Source organism: Mesorhizobium sp. 1M-11, from assembly GCF_001303895.1.
Lineage (GTDB): Bacteria > Pseudomonadota > Alphaproteobacteria > Rhizobiales > Rhizobiaceae > Mesorhizobium.
In genome coordinates, this window is record NZ_LJSD01000023.1 from 1 (window position 1) to 24,400 (window position 24,400).

Genomic DNA, 24,400 nt, shown 5'->3' on the forward strand with positions numbered 1-24,400 from the left:
GTGTCCGTCGTCGAATGATTTGAGACGTTTTGGGCTTTGGAAGACTGGAGTTTCCGGCTCGGTTTGCGGGTTGATTTAAGCCGCTTTGGCCTGGTGGTTCAAGCGGCGTTGTCTGATGGTGTCGCGTTTGATCCTTTTGCGTTCGAGGAGGATTGTCGCGCGGCGTTCGAAGTAGACGTCGGCCGGGGTGAGATTGTCGAGGCTCTCGTGGTATCGGCGATGATTGTAATGCTCGACGAAGGCCGCGATCTGGGCTTCGAGGTCCTCCTGGAAGAAGTAGTTTTCCAAGAGGATACGGTTCTTCAGCGTCTGGTGCCAGCGTTCGATCTTGCCCTGCGTTTGCGGATGGCCGGGAGCGCCGTGAACCTGATCGATCTTGTATTTCTCCAGCCATTCACCGAGATCGGACGCGACGTAACACGGGCCGTTGTCGGACAGCAGGCGTGGCCGGTGTTCGACCTTGACCTTGTCACAACCTGAGGCCGCCAGCGCCAGATCGAGCGTGTCGGTGACGTCGTCCACCTTCATGCAGGTGCATAGCTTCCAGGCGATGATGTAGCGGGAATAATCGTCGAGGATGGTCGACAGGTAGAACCATCCCCAGCCGATGACCTTCAGGTAGGTGAAGTCGGTCTGCCACATCTCGTTCGGCCGCGTGGTCTTGTCCTTGAACTCGTCGTTGGCCTTGATAACGATATAGGCTGGCGAGGTGATCAGGTCATGGGCCTTGAGCAGGCGATAGACCGAAGCCTCTGAGACGAAATAGCTTTCCGTGTCGGTGAACTTCACCGCCAGTTCGCGCGGCGACAGATCCGCATGATCCAGCGCCATGGTGATGATGCGATCCCGGACACCGTCTGGGATGCGGTTCCACACTCGTGACGGCGCGGACGTCCGGTCTTCCAGCCCTTCGACGCCGTGGGTCAGGAAACGCTCATACCAGCGATAGAAGGTCGGCCGAGGAATACCGAGCTTGTCGAGGGTCTGTCTGGCCGACAAATGCGACTGTTCCACGATCCGGATGATCTCAAGCTTCTCTGAGGCGGGGTATCTCATTCTTCGTCGCCCCCATCCGCGATCATGCTTTTTTTGAGCAGGCGGTTTTCCAGGGTGAGGTCGGCCAGCGCTTCCTTCAGGTCTCGGCTTTCACGGCGCAGCGCCTTGACCTCGTCACTGGTGGCAGAACGGGCGGTATCGCCTGCAAGGCGCTTCTTGCCCGCTTCGAGGAATTCCTTCGACCAGCTATAATACAGGCTCTCGGCAATCCCCTCACGGCGGCAGATCGTAGCAATGCTGTCCTCGCCACGCAGGCCCTCCAGCACGATACGGATTTTGTCCTCGGCTGAATGATGCTTGCGCGTGGCGCGGCGGATGTCCTTGATCGTCTTCTCGGCCGCCGATGTCTGCGGCCCGGTTTTCTGTCTCATCTTCGCTTCCTTTGAGTGAGCTACGATGAGCCGAAAATCCTCTCTTCTCAATTAAGCCAATTCTGTCTCAAGGGCGCTGATGTCGGACACGAAAAGCATATGGATCGCGTCTTCAATGAAGCCGAGAACGCCGCTCTCGAGGCCGATGCTGATGAGGGCTTGGCCGACTGTGACGAGACTGACGCCACTGAGCTTCCCGACACGGGATTGCCAGAGGTGGAAAAGCTCGAAGGTCGCAAGCGCGGGCGTAAACCTCTTCCGGCAAATTTGCCCCGCCAACGCGTTGAATATGACCTTGCCGACGATCAGAAGACCTGTCCGTGCTGCCGCCATCCGTTGCATCGCATGGGCGAACTCGTCACCGAGCAGCTGCATATCGAGGTGAAGGCCACGGTGCTGCAGAATGCCCGGGCCAAGTATGCTTGCCGCAACTGCGAGCGCACCGATATCAGCACTCCCGTTATCATCGCGCCGATGCCCCCACAGCCCTTGCCGGGCAGTATTGCTACGGCCTCGACGCTGGCCTTTGCTCTTGTTCATAAGTATGTCGACGGCACACCGCTCTATCGCCTGGCACAGGCCTTCGAGCGCGCTGGCGTCCCTGTCAGCCGTGGCGCTCTTGGCCATTGGGTGATTGGCTCCAGCGAAAAGCACCTCGTTCGCATCTACGATGCACTGAAGCAGCGGCTCTTGTCGCAGAACGTCATTCACGGTGACGAGACCACGGTGCAGGTGCTGAAGGAAAAGGACAGGAAAGCAACTGACGAGTCCTACATCTGGGCCTATCGCAGCGGGCAGGATAGTGTCGAGCCGGTTGTGCTGCTCGAATATCAGCCCGGTCGTGGGCAGGTGCATCCGCAGACTTTCCTTGGTGACTATCGCGGCATCCTGATGAGCGACGGCTATCAGGGCTGGCGCACCCTGAAGGGCGCAACGCATGTCGGGTGTATGGCTCACGCCAGGCGACGCTTCGTCAACGCCTTCAAGGCCGGGAAGAAACAAAGCGGGCCGCCCGCGCAGGCATTGAAGTTCTTCGACCAGCTCTATCGGATTGAAAGGCAGGTACGGGACGAAAAGCCGGATGACGACGAAACGCAGGCCGATTGCATCCGGCGCTTCCGCCAGAAGCATAGCGTTCCAGTCCTTGATGCCCTGAAGGAGTGGCTCGACAGGATGGCCCCCAAGGTCGTGCCCGACACCAAGCTCGGCGATGCGATCTCCTATACGCGAAACCAGTGGCAATATCTGACCCGCTACACCGAAGACGGCAGGATGCCGATCGACAACAATTTATTGGAACGCGATATCAGAGTTTTTGCCACTGGAAGGAAGAGCTGGCTATTTTGCGACACTGTCGACGGGGCCAAGGCAAGCGCCGTGATTTACAGCCTTATGCTGACCTGTCGCGCCTGTGGCGTCGAGCCATTCGCCTGGTTGCGACACGTCTTCACCGAATTGCCGCAACGTCCGGACGGCGCCAATATCGACGATCTGCTCCCATTTAACTTCGCCAAATCCACTGCCGCATAAGCCGCTGGCGTCACAATCCACTGCGTCAACGCGCAGCGAAATGAGCGCTTACGAACTATCGGTTCAGTCGCGCTCTTCCAATTTCGATGGCATCAGACCAATGGAGTCATGACCGCGCCTTGCTTTTCCAGAACAGCTTTGACCCTTTGCGCCATTGAAGGATCAAAGGGAGAGCCCCGGGCGATCGCTGCCGCAGTCCCTGCTGCTTGGCCCATGGAAAAGCAATTCGCGGTAACGCGGATCGCAGCCTGCGCTTGCCGCGTTGCCGATACACAGCGGCCAGCGACGATGACATTTGGAAGCCCTTCCGGCAGCAGCGAGCGGAACGGGATCTGACAATACCCTCCCGGCGACAGCCACTGCCAATTCGTGGACCTGCCGTCACCGTGGTCCTCGACGGGCCAACAGTTCACCGCGACGGCGTCCTCGAAGCGGCGCTCCGAAAGGACGTCCTCACCGGAGACAAGATAGCCGCCACGGATACGGCGCGACTCCCGGATTCCGAGTTCGGCGCCTATGTCGAGGATGTAGGCCCGCCGGTATCCGGGCACATAACGCCGGAACGCTTCGAGATAGAGCTGGGCTTGTCTGCGGCCCTCGCGCTCGGCTTGGCTCATCTCGACCGGGTCGAACGGATCGGGCGGGTGGCCTTCAAGTCCGACCTTGGTGATGTTGAGATGTACAACGCCATCTTGTACCGAATAGACCCCACCGCTTGTGCGCGGCAAATCGAAGCCATCCTTGACCGCGCGCTCGAGATGTTCCCTGAGTTCCTCACGCGTGGTCTGTCTGATACGCAACGTGTCCACACCGCCCATCCGAAACATCGCGGACGGATATTGCAAATGTCGCGGATCGAATTCTGTTCGACCTCCGGCCAGCGAACAAAGTTCGGCATCGCCTGTGCAATCTATGAAAGACCGGGCGCCCACAGCGAAGCTCATGCCCCGCGAACGCAGGATGATAACCGCGACCCGCCCGTCTTCTTCGAGCACGACGTCGCTCAAGTCGGCGTGAAAGATCACTTCGAGACCCTTGCAGGCGGTCATGTCGTCGAAAATCGACTTCAGTATCGTCACATCGTATGGAAGCGATGCCGTTCGTAACCATTTATAGGGACCGGTCGTAGCCCTGGCGGCGACGAGCCGTTGGCGAACCTCTTCGGCCAGACCGAAGACCATCTGCACGGGTTCGCCGTCGACCAAAGAATAGAGACCGCAGATGCCGCCGAGCGTTGCGGTGGTCATCGTGCCGCCGAGATAGCCGTTCTTTTCCAGGAGCAGAACGGAGGCGCCATTGCGTGCAGCGCTCACCGCAGCGGCGACGCCCGCAGCGCCGCCTCCGATAACGGCGACATCCACCTCGCGCAGGATGCGGATTGGGCGCTGGGGACGAGTCACAGATGGAAAGGTATCCGCCATCAGATCGCCCCCGCGCGTGCCAACCGTTGGATCTTAGTGCTGGAATAGCCGAGCACTTCTTTGAGGATTTCGCGAGTGTGCTGACCGAGCGTTGGCGGTGCGCGTCGTATCCCTATCTCAGCCCCCTCGACGCGCATTGGCGCCCTGAGGATGTCGATATGTCCACGCTCCGCTTCGGGATGAGGAACGTTTTGGATCAGACGCGAAGCGCGGATATGCGGATCGGTTAGCGCCTGCTCCAGCGTATTGACCGGACCGCAGGCGATCCCCGCCTCGCTGCATTTTTCGATCCAATGGCTGGTGCAGTTTTCGCGAAAGCTCGATGACAACGCTGCGATCAGAGAGACGCGGTTGGCAAGACGCGCCGCATTGGTTGCATACCGGGCGTCATGCGCCAAGGCGCGCTTTCCGGCAATTGCGCAGATGCGGGTGAACTGGACATCATTGCCAACTCCCAGCGTTATGATGCCGTCACGCGTCTCGAAGGTCTGGTACGGCACCACGCTGGGATGGGCGTTACCCCATCGTTTCGGCTCGTTGCCACTTAGCAGAAAGTTGGCGGATTGAAAGAACAGGGAAGCGATTTGGCACTCCAGCATGGAAATGTCGACGTAGCGCCCTCGGCCAGTGCGATTGCGATCATGAAGCGCGGCGAGGATCGAGACGCCAGCGTACAGGCCGGCGAGAATGTCGGAGATCGGAATGCCGGCCTTCATTGGCGGGCCGTCCGCTTCACCGGTGATACTCATCAGCCCGCTCATGCCCTGGATGATAAAATCGTATCCGGGCCGTTGCGCGTATGGCCCCGTCTGACCGAAACCTGTGACCGAACAATAGATGAGCGAAGGGTTGGAAGCCCGGAGCTGTTCCCATCCGAGGCCCTTACGCGCCAAGTCTCCGACCTTAAAGTTCTCGACCAGCACATCGCTTCTGATGGCTAGGTCGCGAACGACTTCGACCCCTTCAGGCACACCTAGGTCGACCGTCACAGATCGCTTGTTGCGGTTGGCAGAAAGGAAATAGGCGCTGTCCCCTCCGGCTTGGCCTGCCTCCGGAGCTTTCAAGAAGGGCGGACCCCATGCCCTTGTATCGTCACCTACACCGGGACGCTCGACCTTGATGACGTCGGCACCCAAGTCTCCCAGAATCTGCGAGCAGCTTGGGCCGGCCAGGATGCGCGACAGGTCGAGAACGTGAACTCCGTCCAAGGGCAGGGTCATGCACAAAGCCTCGCATCTTGGCACCACTCGAGTTGATGCTATTCAGCCGTGCCGGATCACGGCACGGGCAAGGTCTCGGGTTGCCGCATCGACCTCCCAGGCGGATAGTGCTTCCAAGCCTTGCGCACCGCGTGGCGGTGTCGGCGCGCCTGGCGGCGTCCGGCTGAACCGTGGCGCCGGCCGGGACTGGGTGAAGCCACCGATGTCTTCGTAGATTTTGCGGGCCTGCATGTGCGGGTCGTTGAATGACTCCTCGATCGACAGCACGGGCGAAACACATGCATCGCTGTCTGCGAACAGACGGACCCAATGGTCGCGCGGACGGCCTTCGAAGACGGCTTGCAGGCGACGGCGCCCTTCGGACCACCCTTCACGATCGTCCTGCGCGGGCATCTGTTCTCGATTCAGTCCCAGTCTTTCCAGGAAGATGCTGAAGAACCGCTTTTCGATTGCGCCCACCGCGATATGCCCTCCGTCGGCGCAGCGATAGACGTCGTAGAAGTACGCGCCTGAGTCGAGGATATTGGTGCCCCGCGTCGACGCGAAGAGGCCGGCCGCGCGGAGGCCATTGATAGACGTCAGCATGCTCGACACGCCGTCGACGATTGCCGCATCGACGACCTGGCCCTCACCCGAGCCGCGCGCTTCAAGAACCGCGGCGAGCAGGCCGAGCGCCAGAAACAGGGCACCTCCGGCGAAGTCGCCGATCAGGTTGAGCGGAACGGCCGGCTTCTCTCCCTCTCGGCCCAGTGCGTCGAGAGCGCCGGTAAGCGCGATGTAGTTCAGATCGTGGCCGGCCTGGCTGGACAACGGACCGTCCTGCCCCCAGCCGGTGACGCGACCGTAGACCAGCGCAGGATTGCGCTCGAGGCAGCGATCGGGTCCGAGCCCTAGCCGCTCCATGACGCCGGGGCGAAACCCTTCGATGATGCAGTCGGCCTGTTCGACCAGCTTCAGCACGAGGTCGATCGATTGCGGATTCTTCAGGTCCAGCTTCACGGTCCTTCGGCCTCGCAGGATGAAATTGGTTTCGAGCGGGCGCTTGATACCGACGTCGGCCTCCTCCGGCCGGTCTATGCGAAGGACTTCGGCCCCTAGATCGGACAGCAACATGCCACACATGGGCGCCGGACCGATGCCGGCGAATTCGATGATTTTCAGGCAGCCTAGTGGACCTTGTTTTTTTATACTCATGATGCCGCCTGCTTGTTGGCGCCGGCCGCGCCGAGAAAAGCGGAAATGCCTGTGAGCTCGCGGCCGACGATGAGCTGGTTGATCTCTGTCGTTCCGTCGGGGATGGTGAGCATGCGCGCATTGCGCAAATGTCGTTCGACGGGGAACTCGCGCGTTACACCGTAGGCGCCGTGCACCTGTACGGCCCGCGAAGCGACCCGCACCGCAGCTTCCGACGCGTAGAATTTAGCCAACGAACTCGGCATGTCGGCACGACCGCCCTGGTCCAGCTTGGCGAGTGCTTTGAGAGTCAGAAGATTGGCCGCCTCCGTCTCGGCAGCCATGTCGGCGAGATGCCGCTGCACCAGTTGATGGGACGCGATGGGCACCCCGAACTGGTCGCGCTCGCGAGCGTACGCGACCGAATTCTCCAAAGCCGCCTGCGCTATGCCGGTCGCGATGAGGGCCACCCAGACGCGGGCGCGCTCGAAGCCTGCCATTACCTCCGACAGTGCGGAGCCCACCCCCCCGAGCCGGAATGCATCGTCGACGTAGAGGTCCTGGAACACCAGCGAGCCGAACGACCAACCATTCAGACCGAGCTTCTCGATTTCGCGGGACTGGAAATCATGCTCGCTTCGGTCCAGCAGGAAAATCGTGAATTCCTTCTCGCCCGTCTTGGCGAGCACGGTCAGAACGTCCGCCACGGTAGCGTTGGAGATGAAAATCTTCTCACCGCTGAGACGCCAGCCCGCCCCTTCCTTCACCGCGCGCGTTCGCAGTTGGCGAACGTTCGACCCCGTGCCCGGCTCCGTAACTGCACCACACCCGAGAAGGCGGCCTTTCGCGAAGCCGGGTAGAAAGCGCGCTTTTTGCTCCTCCGTGCCGTGGCGGTAGATTTTCATGGCCGCGCCTTCACTGACATAGGCCATGCCGGCGACATCGGGGGCCAGACGTGACAGTTCTTTGTAGAGCAAGCCACTGGTCATGTAGCTCAGCCCCATTCCGCCGCCATCCTCCGGCAGCCAACCGGCCCCGATGCCGTATGGATGGACAATCTGCAGGAGCTCATGCGCCAGTTCGGACGAAAAGGCTCGGTTCCAGTTGTCTCGGACGCGGGGGAGCACCTCCGCCTCGATGCAGCGGCGCAGGCTGTCGATCGCCATATTGTCTTCGGTCGATAATTCGAAATTCATCAGTCTGCTCGTTCTTAGCCTGCATCGGCCATTTCAACGGACTTGGAACCCAGCCATTCAGCGAGTACATCCTCGGCGCCTTCACCGAGCACCGGCGGAGCCGACCAACCTTCGGTGATGTCGAAGGCAGAATATTTCACCCCAGGTCCAATAGTCGGAACCGCGCCATAAACCGGGTGCGTGAGGCTAAGGCTCATACGCCGGTGCAACACCTGTGGGTGGGCAAAAACCTGCGCCATATCGTTCACGGGCGCATTCGGAACGCCGGCGGCATCGAGCATTGTTTTCAGTTTTGCGGAGCTGTGCCGGCGTATCTCCACGTCGATTATCTCGTAGAGACGGTGGCGGTTCCTCACGCGATCTTTTTGGGTCGAATAATCTGGATTTGAAATCAGATCCTCGCGTCCGATGGCGCGGCAGAAGGGTTCGTAGACAGACTGGTATCCGGCGGCGATGACCATCTCGCCATCGGCGGTGGCGAAGACCTTGTAGGGAACGACCTGGGAGTGCTCGGATCCCCAGCGATCGCGAATGTTGCCCGCGACCAGGTACTCCATGCCGGCATCGACAAGGAAGGCGAGTTGGGCTTCCATGAGGCTGGTCTCGATGACCTGCCCCTCGCCGGTCGCGTCGCGTTGGCGCAAGGCCGCTAGTATGCCTCCAAAAGCGTAGAGACCGCAGACGAGATCGAAGACCGACGTGCCCTGCTTGATTGGCTTGCCGTTCTTTTCTCCGGTTATGCTCATGAACCCGAATTCGGCCTGCACCGTGATGTCGAAGCCGCCGCTTTCGGCATGCGGGCCGTCGGCGCCGAGCGCCGAGAGGGAGGCATAGATTACACCCGGATTGATTGCGGAGATCGTTTCATAGTCGATGCCGAGCCGCTTAATCACCGGCGGCCGAAAATTCTCAACGACGACATCCGCAACGTTCGCAAGCTCCTTCAACAGCCGGCGACCCTCGGGAGTCTTCGCATCGAGTTCGATTGACCGCTTGTTGCGGTTGGCGGCGAGAAACGTCATGCCGTTGTCGGCGAGGAAAGGTGGGCCTTGCCGGCGCGTCAGATCGCCGCCAGGCGCCTCGACTTTGACGACGTCGGCCCCGAGGTCTCCAAGATGCATGGTGCAGAACGGCCCGGCAAAGAACCGTGTCAGGTCCAGTACCTTCAATCCGTGCAAAGGTTTTCGAGCAACCGACATGACGATCCCATGCGTGTTTGACGGAACCGTCTCAAAAAGACGCGGGAGCGACAAACAACATTGTTGCTCGGCTCCGAAGATTTTTTGTTGTTTTTGGGAGCGCCTGATTGCGGCTAACTTTGCAGTCGGTCCGCATCGCATTCGCGTTTCGCATTGTCATGATGCCAAGCTTGGCTGGGACACCGGACCGGGAGGAGGGCAAGGGATTAGGGCCCGCCGTCAAGAAAACACCGGACGATGAGCTTGCACACCCGGCCATTGCTCCTGGACCTCGTATCTACGGTCGAAATCTCGGAGCAAACTAGATATGCCTAAAGTGTCGCGGCTCAAGCCGAGTTCGGAATGGAAACAGATCCAGGTCGACTCGTCTGACTGGGCGTCGCTCGACCCGATTCTCGGCCAAACGATGCTTGCTCATATGAGCATTATTCGGGCTTTCGAAGAAAAAGTCCTGGACTTGGCGGGCACCGGCCTCGTTCACGGTCCGGCGCACTCTGCGATCGGACAGGAGGGCGGGGCCGTGGGATCGGCTGTCTCGATGCGCCCGACGGACCAAATCAATGGATCTCACAGGGCACATCATCAGTTTCTTGCCAAGTCGCTCAGCTACGTCGCGCCCGACGGCATACGTGTCCGTGACGAATTCACCGGTGATGTGCGTCATCTTGTGAAATCGACACTGTCCGAAATCATGGGGCTCGCCTCCGGCTTCTGTAAGGGCCGTGGCGGATCCATGCACCTGCGTTGGCCTGAGGCGGGCAATCTGGGCACGAACGCCATCGTCGGTGGTGCGGTGCCGTCGGCCGCCGGCGCGGCGTGGGCTCACAAGCGCGCCGGCAAAGGCGATGTCGTCTACACCTATTTCGGCGATGGAGCGGTGAATATCGGCTCTGTCCTAGAGACCATGAACATCGCTTCGGCCTGGAAGCTTCCGCTTTGCTTCTTTATCGAGAACAACCAGTACGCCGTCTCGACGACCCTGGAGGAATCCACTGCCGAGACCCGGCTTTCCGCGCGCGGACTTGCGTTCGGCATCCCTGCATTTCGCGTCGACGGAATGGATGCGCTGGCCGTGCATCACGCGAGCACCATGGCGGACGAGATCATGCGAAACGACAACGGTCCGGTGATTATCGAGGCCGATTTGTATCGTTACTTCCACCAGAGCGGCGTTCTGCCAGGCAGTGCATTCGGATATCGCAGCAAGGATGAGGAGGCACTGTGGCGCCAGCGCGACCCGATCGACCAGATAGTCAAGCAGTTGCAGTTGCGGCAGATCGTTGGCGAGAAGGATGTCGAGACGCTTCGCCAGCGATGCGTTTTGATGATGGAGGAGGTCAGCGGAGAGCTGTTGGAGGAGGTCGACGGCAAGAAGAGGATCATCCCCTCCCTGTGGCCTCAGGCAGATTTCCGTGACGTTGGCCTGCGCGGCGATCTTTCCGAATTTCACGATGCTCCAAAGGCTGAATTCGACACATTCTCCGGGCCTCTTAAGCAGGATGTTTCTTTCATCGAAGCTGTTGCGGCAGTTATGCACCGGGCGATGCAAAAGGACGAACGCATCATCCTCATGGGCGAAGACATCCACAAGCTGCGCGGCGGCACACACGGCGCGACCTGCGGCCTGAAGGAGGCGTTTCCGGACCGCGTCATCGGCACGCCGATCAGCGAAAACGCTTTCACCGGAATTGCGTGCGGCATGGCCGCGGACGGTCGCGTACGTCCGGTAATCGAATACATGTTCCCCGACTTCATGTGGGTTGCCGCTGACCAAGTTTTCAATCAGATCGGAAAATACCGGCACATGTTTGGAGGAGACGCGGATCTGCCACTGGTGCTACGCACCAAGATATCGATCGGCGCCGGCTATGGCTCGCAGCACTCGATGGACCCTGTCGGTGTTTTCGCCACCTCTCCGGGTTGGCGCATCGTGGCCCCTTCAACACCTTTCGACTATGTCGGGCTGATGAACAGCGCCCTACTGTGCCGCGACCCGGTGCTCGTCGTGGAGCACGTCGACCTCTACAAGACCAAGGGTCCCATTCCGGACGGCGATCTCGACTACGTCATTCCTCTTGGCAGGGCGAAAGTTATCCGTCCAGGCAGGGACGTGACGGTTCTGGCTTATCTGAACATGGTCGAGGAGGCACGCAACGTTGCTGAATCGCTGGGAGTGGACGCCGAGATCATCGATCTGCGTAGCCTTGATCGCGCCGGTCTTGATTGGGAAACTATCGAACAATCGGTACGCAAAACCTCCAATGTGTTAATCGTCGAACAGGGCCCGATCGGCACCTCATATGGCGGTATCCTGGCAACCGAGCTGCAGAATCGGTGTTTCGACAGGCTTGACCAGCCCATCAAGCGCGTCCATGGCGGCGAGGCGTCACCCAGCATCTCCAAGGTGCTGGAAGCCGCGGCTTTCGCAGGACCGCACGATATTGAACTCGGGCTCCGCGATATTATGAAAGACAGCGGTCGGCCCCTCAATTGATGCCCGTCACTCACTCCAGACACCCGATGGACCAAGAGGCCTGATCGTCCAACATGCCGACTCCCATTACCCTTCCCGTCGTCTCTCCCAACATGGAAAGCGCCAAGCTCGTCAAATGGCTGTTTGCCGAGGGCCAGGCCGTCTCCGCCGGCGACGAATTGGTGGAGATCGAGACCGATAAGGCGACGCTGACCATCGAAAGTCCCAACAATGGAAAGCTCGGATCGATTCTCGTTTCGGAGGGGACGGAGGACGTTAAGGTTGGAACGCCGATTGCCATCCTCTTGGCCGATGGTGAAAGCGCGGTGTCGATCCAGGATGTCCTTACGCCCCCGACTGCCGAAACGCCCCCGACTACCGAAGACCCGCGGCTTGGCACGCCCACAGCAAGCGAACCGAAGCCTTCTTCCTCGGTATCGAAGCGAGAGGATCGGCCGAGGGCCTTTGCCAGCCCTCTCGCGCGCCGGATTGCACAGGACGCCGCTATTGATCTTGGTACCGTCAGGGGCTCCGGCCCGCAGGGCAGAATTCTCAAGGTAGACGTGTTGACAGCCCGAGATGCTCGGACAACCAAGCCGAGCGCGCCAGTCAGCACTGGCGAGAATAACGCGATCACGCCAATACAACCCGCTACCACCGCTGCCCCCATTCAGTCCGCAGGCCTCGGCGACGTCGGCGCGATCTATCGCAACCGTCCCCACAAGATCGTTTCTGTGGACGGAATGCGGAAGACAATCGCCGAGCGGCTCTCGACCTCCAAGCAGACGGTGCCCCACTATTACCTTCGCGGCCACATCATCGCTGACCAACTGCTTGCATTGCGCGCCGACTTCAATGCCCAGCTCCAACACCGGGGCGTCAAGCTGTCGATCAACGACTTCATCGTGAAGGCCTGTGGCCTCGCCCTGCAGCAGGTTCCGGAATGCAATTCCGTTTGGGCCGACAACAAGATCCTTCGTCTTGGGCCGTCCGACGTGGCGGTAGCGATCGCCGTCGAGAATGGACTCTTCACGCCGGTTGTTCGCGATGCGCAGTCCGCCTCGCTGTCGGCGATCGCGAATGCTGTCAAGAACTTTTCCCTGCGCGCCAAGCAGCGCTCCCTCAGCGCGGAAGACTATGCGGGTGGAAGCATGACCATTTCCAATCTAGGCATGTTCGGAGTGGAGAGTTTCGACGCCATCATCAATCCACCCCAGGCGACGATTCTCGCCGTCGGCGCCTGTGTGACCAAGATGGTCGAGGTCGGTGACAGCGGCGAGATGAAGCCGACCAAAACGATCGCGGTGTCATTGTCCATCGATCATCGAGTCATCGATGGCGCGCAAGGCGCGATCTTCCTCAAATCGATCAGGGCCTATCTCGAGAATCCGATGTCCATGCTGGCCTGAACCGACGCAGACCCGAGCAGCCGGTTCTGCGTGTCCCTCGGAGGCTGAGTTACGCACGTCCCCGCACAATTCCGCACTACAGCTGAGGCAGAAGCTTGCGGACATGCTCTGCAGCGCGAAGGGCAAGTGCCGCAACGGTGAGCCCCGGATTCACGGCCGCTGATGATACGAACGAACTGGCATCGACCACCATTAAGTTGGGATGGTCCCAGCTCACATTGTTTGGGTCCAGGACCGAACTCTTCGGATCGGCCCCCATCCGGACCGTGCCGCACTGATGATAGGGGATCGTCTCGTCCATTAGCCGATGGAAGAGCAGCGGAAATCCAGCCGCGCGCAGCATCCTCTTGGCGCGCTTGACCATGGTCAGATGGGTCGAGATGACTGGGCGATGCCAGTCGAGTTTAATGAGCCCGTCCTTGATCGTTACGCGGTTTTCGGGGCGCGGAACATCTTCCGTTTGGAGGAAAAAATCAACCCCATGTTCGGCGATCCAGTTCAGCAGGAAGCGGGGAGCGCGTTTTTCGTGAAATCGCAATGTCTCCCCGAACAACTTGCCGACGAGCTGGATATTGCCGAGCGACTTGCCAGTGTCATTGGTATCGAAATAGAAGTCGTTGATCGACAAGGTCTTCTGGTAGCGGCTCGTGTTGCGGAACCACGGATCCACCGCGATCAGGAAGCTGAAGATATGGTTCATGAAGTTGCGGCCGACTTGGTCCGACGAATTGGCGACGCCTGAGCGGAGAAGCAGGGCCGCGGACGGCACGGCACCTGCCGCCAAGACAAAGAGTTTGGCGTTCACCGAATAGCTTGCGCCGCCGTAGTCGAACTCCAGTCGCTCGATCTGTCGTCCTGATTGATCGGCACGGAATGCGGCGGCGCGTGCTTTGGTGACGAGCTTGAAGTTCGGATTGCTCGCCGCGATCGGCAGGGCGCAGGACTCGGCCTCCATCTTTCCTTTCAGCGAGGAATCCGGATATTGGTCGAATGGCGAACTGCCGCCCTCCATCCAACCGTCGATGTCGACTGCCATAGGCAGCGGCGCCGCCTTAACACCCACGCGTTGCAGGCGGCGCCTCAGCTCCGCGATCGGCGGTTCATCCGGTACCGGCGGAAAGCGATAACCGTAAGGCCCGGGCGGCTCGGTCGGGTCGATACCCTCCTGGCCGCGCACCTTGTACAGGATTTCGGCCTTCTCGTACCATGGTTGCAATGCGGAATAACTGAACGGCCAGGCGAGGGAGACGCCCTCGTCGTAGTGCCTCTCAGCGAAGTCGATCTCACGGAAGCGATAAAGAACGGTACCGTAGAATTTGGTGTTGCCACCGACCCATTCAAAATTCCCGGGAACGAACGGGTTGCCGTTCCTGTCCAGCCAAGGCGTCTTGCTGTGGAACAGCATCTCCTCATAAATCGTCGCGGGAAAGCGGTTGTCGGGTGTATGCGGAAGAAAATCACCGCATTCCAGCATCAGGATCTTTAAGCCGGAGTCGGCCAGAGCCGATGCGAAGGTGGCGCCACCCATGCCGCTCCCGACTATGACGATGTCCGGCTTTAGATCGGCGGCGAGATCGAGCGTGCAGTCGCCGGAGTATCGGAGGTGCTTGGTCACTTAATCTACCATCCGTCTATCGGTGCCGACACAATTGGGACTTCCTGGCGCTGATACCCGGCGACGCCGATGAACCTGCGGTCGTAATAGAGCAGCGGGAACTTTCCGGTGTTTGAATCCACCGCCAGCACGAGACCGAAGAGAACGGTGTGCGTTCCGACGTCGAGATGGGCAGTCAGCCGGCAATCGACGCTCGTCAGGCTGTCCTGGAGAACCGGCGATCCGGAATCGAGCGTGCACCAGACCTCATGTTCGAAGCGGATGGCGCCTTTCGATCCGTCACGCGCGGCAAATCGATTGGCGATCGCTTCCTGATCTCGTGCCAGGATGTTCACGCAGAACGCCTTGTTGCCGAGTATCGAAGCGTGAGCTTCGACCGACTTGTTGATGCATACGCCGATTAAGGGCGGCGCCATCGATACACTGAACACGGATGTCGCCGTGAACCCCCTGCGCGCGCCCTCGCGCCCGGTGGTAACCACGGCTACAGCCGCCGGAAAGTTGGCCATCGCTTCGCGGAATGCGCCAGCGGTGGACAACTCCTCGGCCCTGGTCTCACCGGAGCCATCGCGGACAATCTCGAAAGGCGGTTCAGACATGCGCTCCAGCCCGGTCGAGATTGGGCAGTACGAACTCTTTCAGCTCGCGCATCGTCTTCAGTTCGCGCACGCCGTTTTCACCTTCGCCGTCCATCGTGGCGAGAAGCAGCGTCTCGAACGGACCGACAGCTGCCCTGAAGGTCCTCAGCTTCTCGAGCACGGTCTCGCGCGTGCCATGAAGAACGAGTGATCGGATGATGTCCTCGACAGTGACATCGCCGTCCGGGACGTTGGGATCGGGTTTCATCGCGATCGTGAACTTTGCGCCGACCAGCGCCCGCCATACATATTCGAAGTAGTAGTAAATGCTCCCCTTCGGATCCAACGCCAGGTCTTCTGCCTCGGCGTCGGAGTCGGCGATGACGATGTTGCGCGAGACACGCCAGCGCTTGCCTTGCGCGTCGATGCCGGCTTCCGCACAACCCTCGAGATATTTCTGCCAATGGCTGGCCACGATGTATTGCGGAACGAAATTCGCCGAGATCGGGCTCCAGTTCTTTATCGCAGCGCGCTTCGCGCTACCGGAGAAGGGGCTCATCACGCTGAGGCCGACTTCGGGGCCGCCCTTCTGGTACGGCTTGCCCATGTAGCCAATACCCATTTCGGGGATGATGTTCTCCGTGATTTTGACTTTGTAGAACCGACCCTCATAGTCGTAGGGAGGATCGTGATCCCAGATGTACCGGATCACGTCATAGGCCTCCAACATGCGATGCTCGCGTTCGGCGGGGTCCTGTACGTTGAACACTTCAAAATCGCTTGCCAGCCCGCCCGGCCCGATGCCGAAAAGGAAGCGGCCCTTAGCCAAATGGTCGAATTGCGCCGCCTCGGCGGCGACGATGATCGGATTATGGTTCGGAAGATTGACTACGCCGGTGCCGAGCTTGATGGTCTTGGTGACGGGGATAGCTGCCGCTAGGAACATCATGGCGTTGACCACCGGCTCGGTCGTTGCGGAAAAATGTTCGCCGACCCAGACCTCGTCGAAACCCAGCCTGTCGGCCGTCACCACCTTTTCGAGATCCTCAGCATAGGTCTCGAAAGCCAGGCGATGTGGCGGATGCAACGGCATCATGAACATTCCGAGTCTCATCAAGGATCTCCCTTTATTTTTCTTCGAACTTCATTACACGGTGGTGTCGGTCGCGATCAGCTTCTTGACCAGGTAGGCTTCGAGCCCCTCGATCCCGCCTTCGCGCCCATGACCGCTCTGCTTAACGCCCCCCAGGGGCGACTCATGGTGCGATACTGCGCATGAATTGACGCCCACGAGCCCGGCCTCGATCTGTGAAGCTGCACGCGACATGGTCGCGTTCGAATTCGTGAAGACGTAGGAGGCCAGCCCGAAGGGAAGCGCATTTGCTTTGGCAATCGCGTCGTCGAACAACTTGAAGCGTTGCACCGGAACCACAGGCCCGAAGGGTTCAACGGCCATGGCCAGCGCGTCGTCCGGAACGTCGGTCAGGACGGTCGGTGCGAAGAAATACCCCTTATTGCCGATACGATTTCCGCCGCATTGCAACTGCGCGCCCTTGGCGACGGCGTCGTCCACCATCGCCTGCACATCGGTCAGGCGCCGGCTGTTGGTCAGGGCGCCCATGGTGTTGCCTTCGTCCTGACCGTCCCCGACTTTCAAGGCACGAGCCAGACGCACCATCCGGTCGACGAAGGCGTCGTGTATGCCTTCGTGCACCAGAAAACGACTCGGCGAGAGGCAAGCTTGTCCCGCGTTTCGGAACTTCGATGCAGCTAGCACGCGCGCCGCCTTGTCGACGTCGGCGTCTTCGAAAACGATCGCAGGCGCATGGCCGCCCAGTTCGTATATGCCCGGCATTACGCTTTCGGCGGCATGACGCGCGAGTATCTTTCCGATGCCGGTCGAACCGGTCACCGACAGCTTGCGGATAATGGGCGATCCGAGCAATGCGCTCGAAATTTGGTCAGGGTTGCCGAACAGGATATTGAGCACGCCCGGCGGCAGCCCGGCATCCCTCAACGCCCGCCCGAGTGCGACCGCAGTGTTGGGTGTCTCTTCCGCGGGCTTGATGACGATCGTGCAGCCTGCGGCGATTGCGGCCGCAATCTTGCGGGCCGGGACAAGAGCCGGGAAATTCCAAGTCGCGAACGCAGCGATAGGTCCCACCGGCTCCGAGACGACTTTCAGGTCGAGCCCCGGCATCTGGTTAGCGACGCCACGACTGTAGATGCGGCGAGCCTCCTCTGCGAACCAATCGAAGAGATCCGCTACGCTTGTCACTTCCGCACGCGCTTCAGCAAGAATCTTTCCTTGCTCCATCGTGAGGCCGAGCGCGATTTCTGGAAGTCGCTCACGCAGGATTTGTGCCGCCTGCCGCAGAATTCTGGACCGCTCGATCGGGAGACTCCCCCGCCAGGTGCCGAAGGCCTCATTTGCCGAACTCAGCGCAGCGGAAATGTCGGAGTCGGTGGCCACCGGTACGCGGCAGATTTCCTCCTCGGTCGCCGGATTCGTGACGGCGATCGCGTCCCTGTCCGGTGTCCCGATCCACGCGTCGCCGATCAGCAAGGCGGGAGAGAGGTTGGCAACGGGGGATTGGCTGGCTTGCATTAGCTTGCCCTCCTGCGGTTCAACATGAAGTCGGCGGCCAGGGCCAGGAGAAGCACCATCCCCTTGATCATCATCTGCACAAAAGAGGAGATGTTCAGGATGCTCATCCCGTTGTCGATAGTGACGAGAAGCGCGGCACCGGCGATCGCTCCGGTGACCGTGCCGATGCCGCCCCGCAGCGAGGTTCCGCCGATCACCGCGGCTGCAATCGCGTCCAGTTCCAGGTAAAGGCCGGCCGCCGGGGTTGAAGCGTTCAGCCTCGCGGTCATCAAGGTTCCGGCAATCGCGTAGAGGGCACCCATCAGCAGGAAGCCAGCGACGAGGTGCTTCCTGATCTCGATGCCCGCCAGTCTCGCGGCCTCGCGGTTCGAGCCAATGAGGTACGCATTGCGTCCGAAGGCGGTTCGCATCATCAGGAACCACAGCACAGCCCAGCACGCCGCGACCCAGATGACCGCATTGGGGATTCCGCGATATCCGGCGAATATCCAGAGCGCGACCCCGCAGAGCACGGTGAGCACCGCGACTTGGCCTAATCTGTGCCAAGTCTTGCCGGACTGCCGGTCATGGGAACTCCGCAGGATCGCGACCAGGCCGAGCAAGTAGATCGCCGCGAGCAACCCATAGGTCGCGGACATGGGGAGGAAGCCTTCGCTGAGCGCCGAATAGCTGTCCGACATCGGGGCGAGCGTTGCCGCGCCCGTGATGTAGTAGCCGGCACCACGGAAGGCGAGAAAGCCTGCCAGGGTCACCACGAACGAAGGGACGCCGAGCGCCACCGTCCAGGTGCCCTGCCAGAGCCCGAGCACCAAGCCGACAGCCAGTGTGACGAGCAGTGTCGGCACGATGCCGAAGCCAAAATGGAGCTGGCACATGCCAGCCGCCACGCCGCACAGATAGACTGAACTGCCGATCGACAGGTCGATCTCGCCCTTGATGATCAGGATGGCCACGCCCATCGCGACGATCGAGACGATGGCACCCTGGCGCATCAACAAAGTCAGGTTACGCGGGCTCAGGAAAATTCCGTCCGACGCTATGTGGAACACCACGCACAAGCCCACGAACAAGGCCAGCATCGTAATTAAACGGCGGTTCGCGAGAAGGAACACGAGCCCCGCAGACTTCGCCGAGGGCGTACTCATGTTCGAGGCTGCAAAGTCCTGTGCGGTCATTTTGAGGTCCTTCCTGTCTCTACGCCGCATTTGGAGCTGGAGTCTGTTTCAGGTCGCCGGTCGCGGCAGCCATCAGTTGATGGCGCGAAGAGCCGCACGGGAATTCCCCAGCGATGCGCCCCTTGTACATGACCACGACGCGGTCCGTTTCGTTGACGATCTCCTCGAGGTCGCTGGAGATCAGCAGGATCGCTTTTCCCACGTCAGCCAATTCTCTTAGGAGCTGGTAGATTTCGAAGCGCGCGCCGACATCGACACCGTAAGTTGGCTCATCCGCGATAAGAAGGTCGGGATCGGTGGCCATCCATCGCGCCAATATAATTTTCTGCTGGTTGCCGCCGCTGAACGTCTCAATAGCGGCGTCCAGGCGGAATGGGCGCACGTCCAGCTTGCGAGCCAGGGAGACGTTTCTGTCGCGTTCCTTCTTTCGGTCGATCACCGAAAGCCGCGTCACGCGGGAAATGCTCGCCGCGCTTATGTTGTGGAATGCCGACTGACCTTCGATTATCCCCGAGCGCTTCCTGTCCTCGGTGAGCATCGCAACCCTGCGGCCAATCGCTTCGTGCGGACTTTCCGGGCGGCCGGCCTTCCCGTTGATGGTGACGCTCCCTTCGACCTCGCCGTGCCAGGCACCGAAAATGGCCTTGGCGAACTCGGTGCGGCCCGCGCCGACCAGGCCAAAAAGTCCCACGATCTCGCCCGCTCTCACTTCGAGCGATAAGTTCTCGACGACGGGCTTGGCGACACGCGCATGGTTGCGGACAACCAAACCGGAAACATGGAGTATCGTTTTCCCCGGCGTCGGCTTCCTCTTCGTTTCGTGCTGCTTGGGGTCGCGGCCGATCATGGCGTGCACGAGCTCGTCGCGCTTGCCGGCGACTTCTCCGAGGCGCAGCACGACCCGTCCGTTGCGCATCACGGCAGCGCTGGTGCACACCCGCTCAATCTCGTCGAGGCGATGGGTGATGAAGATGGTCGCGACACCGGTTGCGCTGACTTGCCTGACCTTTTCAAAGAGATGCTCCGCCTCGCCGTCGGTGAGCGACGCTGTCGGTTCGTCGAGGATGAGCACCCGCGCGGCTCCCTTGGACAAGGCTGCCGATATCGAGAGCAGTCGTTGCTCCGATGCGCTCAGCACGTCCGCCGGTTGGCGGGAATCGAAATTCAGGCCGAAGAAGGAGAGGCATTTTTCAGCACGTAGCGTCATCTCGTTCCGGTCGAGCACGCCAAATCGTGTCGGCAACACCCCCATCATGATGTTTTCGGCAATGCTCAGGTTAGGGGCGACATGCAGCTCCTGCGGGACGAGCACGATGCCTTCCGCCTCCGCTTCGCGGATGCTGCGCAACTGCAGTTCCCGCGAGCCGAGAAATATCCTGCCCGTATAGCTGCCGAACGGATAAATGCCGGACACAGTCTTCATCAGTGTCGACTTGCCCGCGCCATTCTCCCCAAGCAGGGCGAGCACCTCGCCGGGTTGGATCGACAGACTCGCCTCGATCACGGCCGGAACTCCGGCAAAGGTCTTGGTGAGTCCGTCTATGCGCAGTTGGGTGCTGTCCATGGAGTCGCCTTCGATTTCCAGGAACTTCTCCGCCCCGCTATGCGCGGCGGAGAAGAAGGTCTCGCGGATGTCACTTGCAGGCGTCTGCGCTGCCGAAGACCTCTTCGACCGAAGTCCAGCCCTTCGGGGCATCGGTCGTGACGAATTTGCAGAGATTGTCTTTGTTGATCGAACTGATCGGTACAAGATGCGTGGGAACCTCCCCGGCGCTGAGATCGAGCATCACATCATGCTCGGGCACCTCATTCTTCACCAAAGCTGCCGCTGCCCTCACAGCCGCGCGTCCATGATCAACGAGATCGGTCCAAGCCGTCATTGTCTGAACGCCTTCAGCGATAAGGCGGAGATTGGCAGTCTCGCCGTCCAGCCCCGAAAGGAATACTTTGCCGGCGAGGTTGCGCGAGCGGATTGCCTGCGCCACCCCCGTTGCCATGCCGTCGTTGGTCACGACGAAGGCGTTGACCTGATCGTTGTTCGCCGAGAGGACGTTCTCCGCATTGGCCTGCGCCGTGCTCGGACTCCATCCGCTGATGAACTGGTCGAAAACGATCTTCGCATCGGCGTGTTCCTTGAAGACCTTCTCGTAGGATCCAGCAATGGTCTGCGCGACGTCGTTGCCACTGTCTCCCTTGAAGATCGCGTAGTTGCCGTTTCCCGCGAATGCTATCGCGGCATCGGCCTGCAGCGTGCCGACGGATGCATTGTCGCGGGTCACGAAGTAGTCCAGCTTGGCCGTCGTTGTGCCTCCATCATAGCCCACGACGGGAATGCCGTCCGCCTGGGCGGATTTCACAAGTGCACCAGCCGCTTCGCGGTCGACGGGCACGAGAATGAGCGCATCAACTTGCTGGCTAAGGAGATTCTCGACCTGAGAAGTCTGCAGCGACGGGTCGCTGTTGGCATACTGGAAGATCAGCTTCACGCCGAGCTTCGCTGCTTCCGCCTCCATAGCTTCTCGGTCCACGGCCCACCGGCGCTCCGCCTGCCGGTTCATCGCAACACCAATGGTTACGTCATCTTCAGCGACCGCCGTTCCCGGGGCAAAAATCACGCTGAATCCCAGGCAAACGACGGCCTTTCTGTATGCCGATGTTTTAAAAGGCATTTTCATGGTTGAGCTCCTCCCTTTTGCTCTTCAGGAGGATCGCAACATTGGCTCTTGCGTCACAACCGACTTATTTTTAGGAATCAGACAACTTTTTCTTACGTGAAATCCATCATGGCTGAACGACTTCCCCCATTGACGAGCCTGCGGACTTTCGTCGTCGCCGCCCGAAAGGGAAGCTTCAACGAAGCGGCCGAGGACTTGGGCGTCACACCGGCGGCGGTCAGTCGCGCAATCCGGTCACTGGAAGCATATCTCGACTGCAAGCTGTTCCACCGCCTGTTCCGCGAAGTGACACTGACGACAGAAGGTGCTTTTTATTTCCGGGAACTCGACAGCGTCTTCGACAAGATCGCGATCGCTACACAGAATCTTTCGGCGACCAAGGCAAAAAAGCCGCTGAGCGTCTGCTGCTATCCAAGCCTTATGACACGATGGCTTGTACCACGATGGTCGTCCAACCACCGTGTGAACTCCGGTTCCGAACTCAAACTGGTTACGACACTAACGCACAACATCGACTTTATCGGCAACAATATCGATGTCGCCATCCTAACAGATAGCCCTAATGTCAAAGGTTGCACGTCCGAATGGTTGTTCTCCAGTGACTTGATTCCAGTGTGCTCTCCCAATTTTTTGCCGCCCGGAACCGCCGTCACAGATACTGATGATTGGGCTAGTGCCTTGCTGCACTCGGACACCCGTCCGAATGACTGGGCGCGCTGGGCCGCTGCGAACCGTGGAGTTAAGATCAATCCGTCGATTGGTCAGAGATTCGAGAGCTCAAACCTATTGTACGAAGCTACCATCGCTGGTCTCGGAATCGCGATTGGGATACGAGACACGCTGCAACGGGAGCTATTGTCCGGGTTACTCATAGAGGCTTTTCCGCCATCGAAGCCTGCCAACTGTCCATTCTATCTTATCCGGCCGCCCGAGACGGAAAATCACGCTTTTTTCCCAGAGTTTCGCAGCTGGATCATCAGGGAAGTTGAAAAGACCGTCCAAGTAGCAAAATAGGCCGATAGGCGGGATCAAGTGGGACATCACCGCTGCTGTAAGTGAGCGCGAATGAACCGAGGACAAGCGGCTCTTTCTTGGCGAGTTCGAACTAATTTGGCCCAGTGACCTCATAGCTGTTGAAAAACGACAACGAAAGGAACATCCCAGCAACTCCGGCCGACGGCCTGGGTGTCCGTCGTCGAATGATTTGAGACGTTTTGGGCTTTGGAAGACTGGAGTTTCCGGCTCGGTTTGCGGGTTGATTTAAGCCGCTTTGGCCTGGTGGTTCAAGCGGCGTTGTCTGATGGTGTCGCGTTTGATCCTTTTGCGTTCGAGGAGGATTGTCGCGCGGCGTTCGAAGTAGACGTCGGCCGGGGTGAGATTGTCGAGGCTCTCGTGGTATCGGCGATGATTGTAATGCTCGACGAAGGCCGCGATCTGGGCTTCGAGGTCCTCCTGGAAGAAGTAGTTTTCCAAGAGGATACGGTTCTTCAGCGTCTGGTGCCAGCGTTCGATCTTGCCCTGCGTTTGCGGATGGCCGGGAGCGCCGTGAACCTGATCGATCTTGTATTTCTCCAGCCATTCACCGAGATCGGACGCGACGTAACACGGGCCGTTGTCGGACAGCAGGCGTGGCCGGTGTTCGACCTTGACCTTGTCACAACCTGAGGCCGCCAGCGCCAGATCGAGCGTGTCGGTGACGTCGTCCACCTTCATGCAGGTGCATAGCTTCCAGGCGATGATGTAGCGGGAATAATCGTCGAGGATGGTCGACAGGTAGAACCATCCCCAGCCGATGACCTTCAGGTAGGTGAAGTCGGTCTGCCACATCTCGTTCGGCCGCGTGGTCTTGTCCTTGAACTCGTCGTTGGCCTTGATAACGATATAGGCTGGCGAGGTGATCAGGTCATGGGCCTTGAGCAGGCGATAGACCGAAGCCTCTGAGACGAAATAGCTTTCCGTGTCGGTGAACTTCACCGCCAGTTCGCGCGGCGACAGATCCGCATGATCCAGCGCCATGGTGATGATGCGATCCCGGACACCGTCTGGGATGCGGTTCCACACTCGTGACGGCGCGGACGTCCGGTCTTCCAGCCCTTCGACGCCGTGGGTCAGGAAACGCTCATACCAGCGATAGAAGGTCGGCCGAGGAATACCGAGCTTGTCGAGGGTCTGTCTGGCCGACAAATGCGACTGTTCCACGATCCGGATGATCTCAAGCTTCTCTGAGGCGGGGTATCTCATTCTTCGTCGCCCCCATCCGCGATCATGCTTTTTTTGAGCAGGCGGTTTTCCAGGGTGAGGTCGGCCAGCGCTTCCTTCAGGTCTCGGCTTTCACGGCGCAGCGCCTTGACCTCGTCACTGGTGGCAGAACGGGCGGTATCGCCTGCAAGGCGCTTCTTGCCCGCTTCGAGGAATTCCTTCGACCAGCTATAATACAGGCTCTCGGCAATCCCCTCACGGCGGCAGATCGTAGCAATGCTGTCCTCGCCACGCAGGCCCTCCAGCACGATACGGATTTTGTCCTCGGCTGAATGATGCTTGCGCGTGGCGCGGCGGATGTCCTTGATCGTCTTCTCGGCCGCCGATGTCTGCGGCCCGGTTTTCTGTCTCATCTTCGCTTCCTTTGAGTGAGCTACGATGAGCCGAAAATCCTCTCTTCTCAATTAAGCCAATTCTGTCTCAAGGGCGCTGATGTCGGACA

17 protein-coding genes and 1 pseudogene are annotated in these 24,400 nt (G+C 59.8%); 4 read left to right on the forward strand and 14 right to left on the reverse strand.

The features are described 5' to 3' along the window. Positions 1–75 precede the first annotated feature (75 nt). Positions 76–1,427 (reverse strand): IS3 family transposase gene (locus AO692_RS11205; protein WP_152979808.1). Its coding sequence is split into 2 segments (ribosomal slippage): positions 76–1,091 and positions 1,091–1,427, totalling 1,353 coding nucleotides; the frame shifts between segments, so codons are not numbered across the junction. Between the two features lie 90 nt (positions 1,428–1,517). Here AO692_RS11205 and AO692_RS11215 point away from each other — a divergent pair. Next, a pseudogene (locus AO692_RS11215) lies at positions 1,518–2,957 on the forward strand (IS66 family transposase); the annotation flags it as partial. A gap of 92 nt (positions 2,958–3,049) precedes the next feature. Here the strand turns inward: AO692_RS11215 and AO692_RS11220 are convergent. The 5 genes from AO692_RS11220 to AO692_RS11240 are packed head-to-tail and all read right to left on the reverse strand — an operon-like array spanning position 3,050 to position 9,307. Continuing rightward, entirely contained in the window at positions 3,050–4,378 is a 1,329-nt protein-coding gene (locus tag AO692_RS11220) for an FAD-dependent oxidoreductase (RefSeq protein WP_054310155.1), read from the reverse strand. Then, positions 4,378–5,598, reverse strand: coding sequence for a CaiB/BaiF CoA-transferase family protein (locus tag AO692_RS11225; protein ID WP_054310156.1), 1,221 nt, complete (start codon positions 5,596–5,598; stop codon positions 4,378–4,380). The genes AO692_RS11220 and AO692_RS11225 overlap by 1 nt, the downstream gene beginning before the upstream one ends. A gap of 42 nt (positions 5,599–5,640) precedes the next feature. After that, positions 5,641–6,792, reverse strand: a complete 1,152-nt coding sequence (locus AO692_RS11230) for a CaiB/BaiF CoA-transferase family protein (protein ID WP_054310157.1) — start codon at positions 6,790–6,792, stop codon at positions 5,641–5,643. Continuing rightward, positions 6,789–7,937 carry an acyl-CoA dehydrogenase family protein gene (locus AO692_RS11235; protein WP_244483333.1) on the reverse strand — a complete coding sequence of 383 codons (1,149 nt, stop codon included), beginning with the start codon at positions 7,935–7,937 and terminating at the stop codon, positions 6,789–6,791. The genes AO692_RS11230 and AO692_RS11235 overlap by 4 nt, the downstream gene beginning before the upstream one ends. 44 nt (positions 7,938–7,981) lie before the next feature. Next, positions 7,982–9,307, reverse strand: coding sequence for a CoA transferase (locus tag AO692_RS11240; protein ID WP_244483334.1), 1,326 nt, complete (start codon positions 9,305–9,307; stop codon positions 7,982–7,984). A 166-nt stretch (positions 9,308–9,473) separates the two neighbouring features. On the opposite strand from AO692_RS11240, the gene AO692_RS11245 reads away from it, so the two are divergent. Both AO692_RS11245 and AO692_RS11250 read left to right on the forward strand, forming a co-directional pair. Then, positions 9,474–11,660: an alpha-ketoacid dehydrogenase subunit alpha/beta gene (locus AO692_RS11245; RefSeq protein WP_054310160.1), complete on the forward strand. Its 2,187-nt coding sequence runs from the start codon at positions 9,474–9,476 to the stop codon at positions 11,658–11,660. 53 nt (positions 11,661–11,713) lie between these two features. Then, positions 11,714–13,048, forward strand: a complete 1,335-nt coding sequence (locus tag AO692_RS11250; protein ID WP_054310161.1) for a 2-oxo acid dehydrogenase subunit E2 — start codon at positions 11,714–11,716, stop codon at positions 13,046–13,048. A gap of 76 nt (positions 13,049–13,124) precedes the next feature. On the opposite strand, the gene AO692_RS11255 is transcribed toward AO692_RS11250, so the two are convergent. The 7 genes from AO692_RS11255 to AO692_RS11285 are packed head-to-tail and all read right to left on the reverse strand — an operon-like array spanning position 13,125 to position 21,699. Further along, entirely contained in the window at positions 13,125–14,663 is a 1,539-nt protein-coding gene (locus tag AO692_RS11255) for a GMC family oxidoreductase (protein ID WP_280138602.1), read from the reverse strand. Positions 14,664–14,668: 5 nt separating this feature from the next. After that, the gene (locus AO692_RS11260) at positions 14,669–15,262 is read right to left on the reverse strand and encodes a flavin reductase family protein (RefSeq protein WP_054310162.1); all 594 of its coding nucleotides are present in this window, start codon (positions 15,260–15,262) and stop codon (positions 14,669–14,671) included. Further along, entirely contained in the window at positions 15,255–16,355 is a 1,101-nt protein-coding gene (locus tag AO692_RS11265) for an LLM class flavin-dependent oxidoreductase (protein ID WP_054310163.1), read from the reverse strand. The genes AO692_RS11260 and AO692_RS11265 overlap by 8 nt, the downstream gene beginning before the upstream one ends. Before the next feature lie 33 nt (positions 16,356–16,388). Next, positions 16,389–17,849, reverse strand: coding sequence for an NAD-dependent succinate-semialdehyde dehydrogenase (locus tag AO692_RS11270; RefSeq protein WP_054310164.1), 1,461 nt, complete (start codon positions 17,847–17,849; stop codon positions 16,389–16,391). Continuing rightward, entirely contained in the window at positions 17,849–19,024 is a 1,176-nt protein-coding gene (locus tag AO692_RS11275) for a hypothetical protein (RefSeq protein ID WP_054310165.1), read from the reverse strand. Before AO692_RS11275 ends, AO692_RS11270 begins: the two co-directional genes overlap by 1 nt. Positions 19,025–19,043: 19 nt before the next feature. Then, entirely contained in the window at positions 19,044–20,774 is a 1,731-nt protein-coding gene (locus AO692_RS11280; protein WP_152979809.1) for a sugar ABC transporter ATP-binding protein, read from the reverse strand. Further along, positions 20,659–21,699 carry a substrate-binding domain-containing protein gene (locus tag AO692_RS11285; protein ID WP_082407325.1) on the reverse strand — a complete coding sequence of 347 codons (1,041 nt, stop codon included), beginning with the start codon at positions 21,697–21,699 and terminating at the stop codon, positions 20,659–20,661. Before AO692_RS11285 ends, AO692_RS11280 begins: the two co-directional genes overlap by 116 nt. A gap of 108 nt (positions 21,700–21,807) precedes the next feature. Between AO692_RS11285 and AO692_RS11290 the strand changes: the two genes are divergently transcribed. Further along, complete coding sequence (locus AO692_RS11290) at positions 21,808–22,713, forward strand: LysR substrate-binding domain-containing protein (protein ID WP_054310168.1); 906 nt, start codon at positions 21,808–21,810, stop codon at positions 22,711–22,713. A 246-nt stretch (positions 22,714–22,959) separates the two neighbouring features. Here AO692_RS11290 and AO692_RS11295 read toward each other — a convergent pair. Further along, positions 22,960–24,311 (reverse strand): IS3 family transposase gene (locus AO692_RS11295; protein WP_152979808.1). Its coding sequence is split into 2 segments (ribosomal slippage): positions 22,960–23,975 and positions 23,975–24,311, totalling 1,353 coding nucleotides; the frame shifts between segments, so codons are not numbered across the junction. Positions 24,312–24,400: the final 89 nt, after the last annotated feature.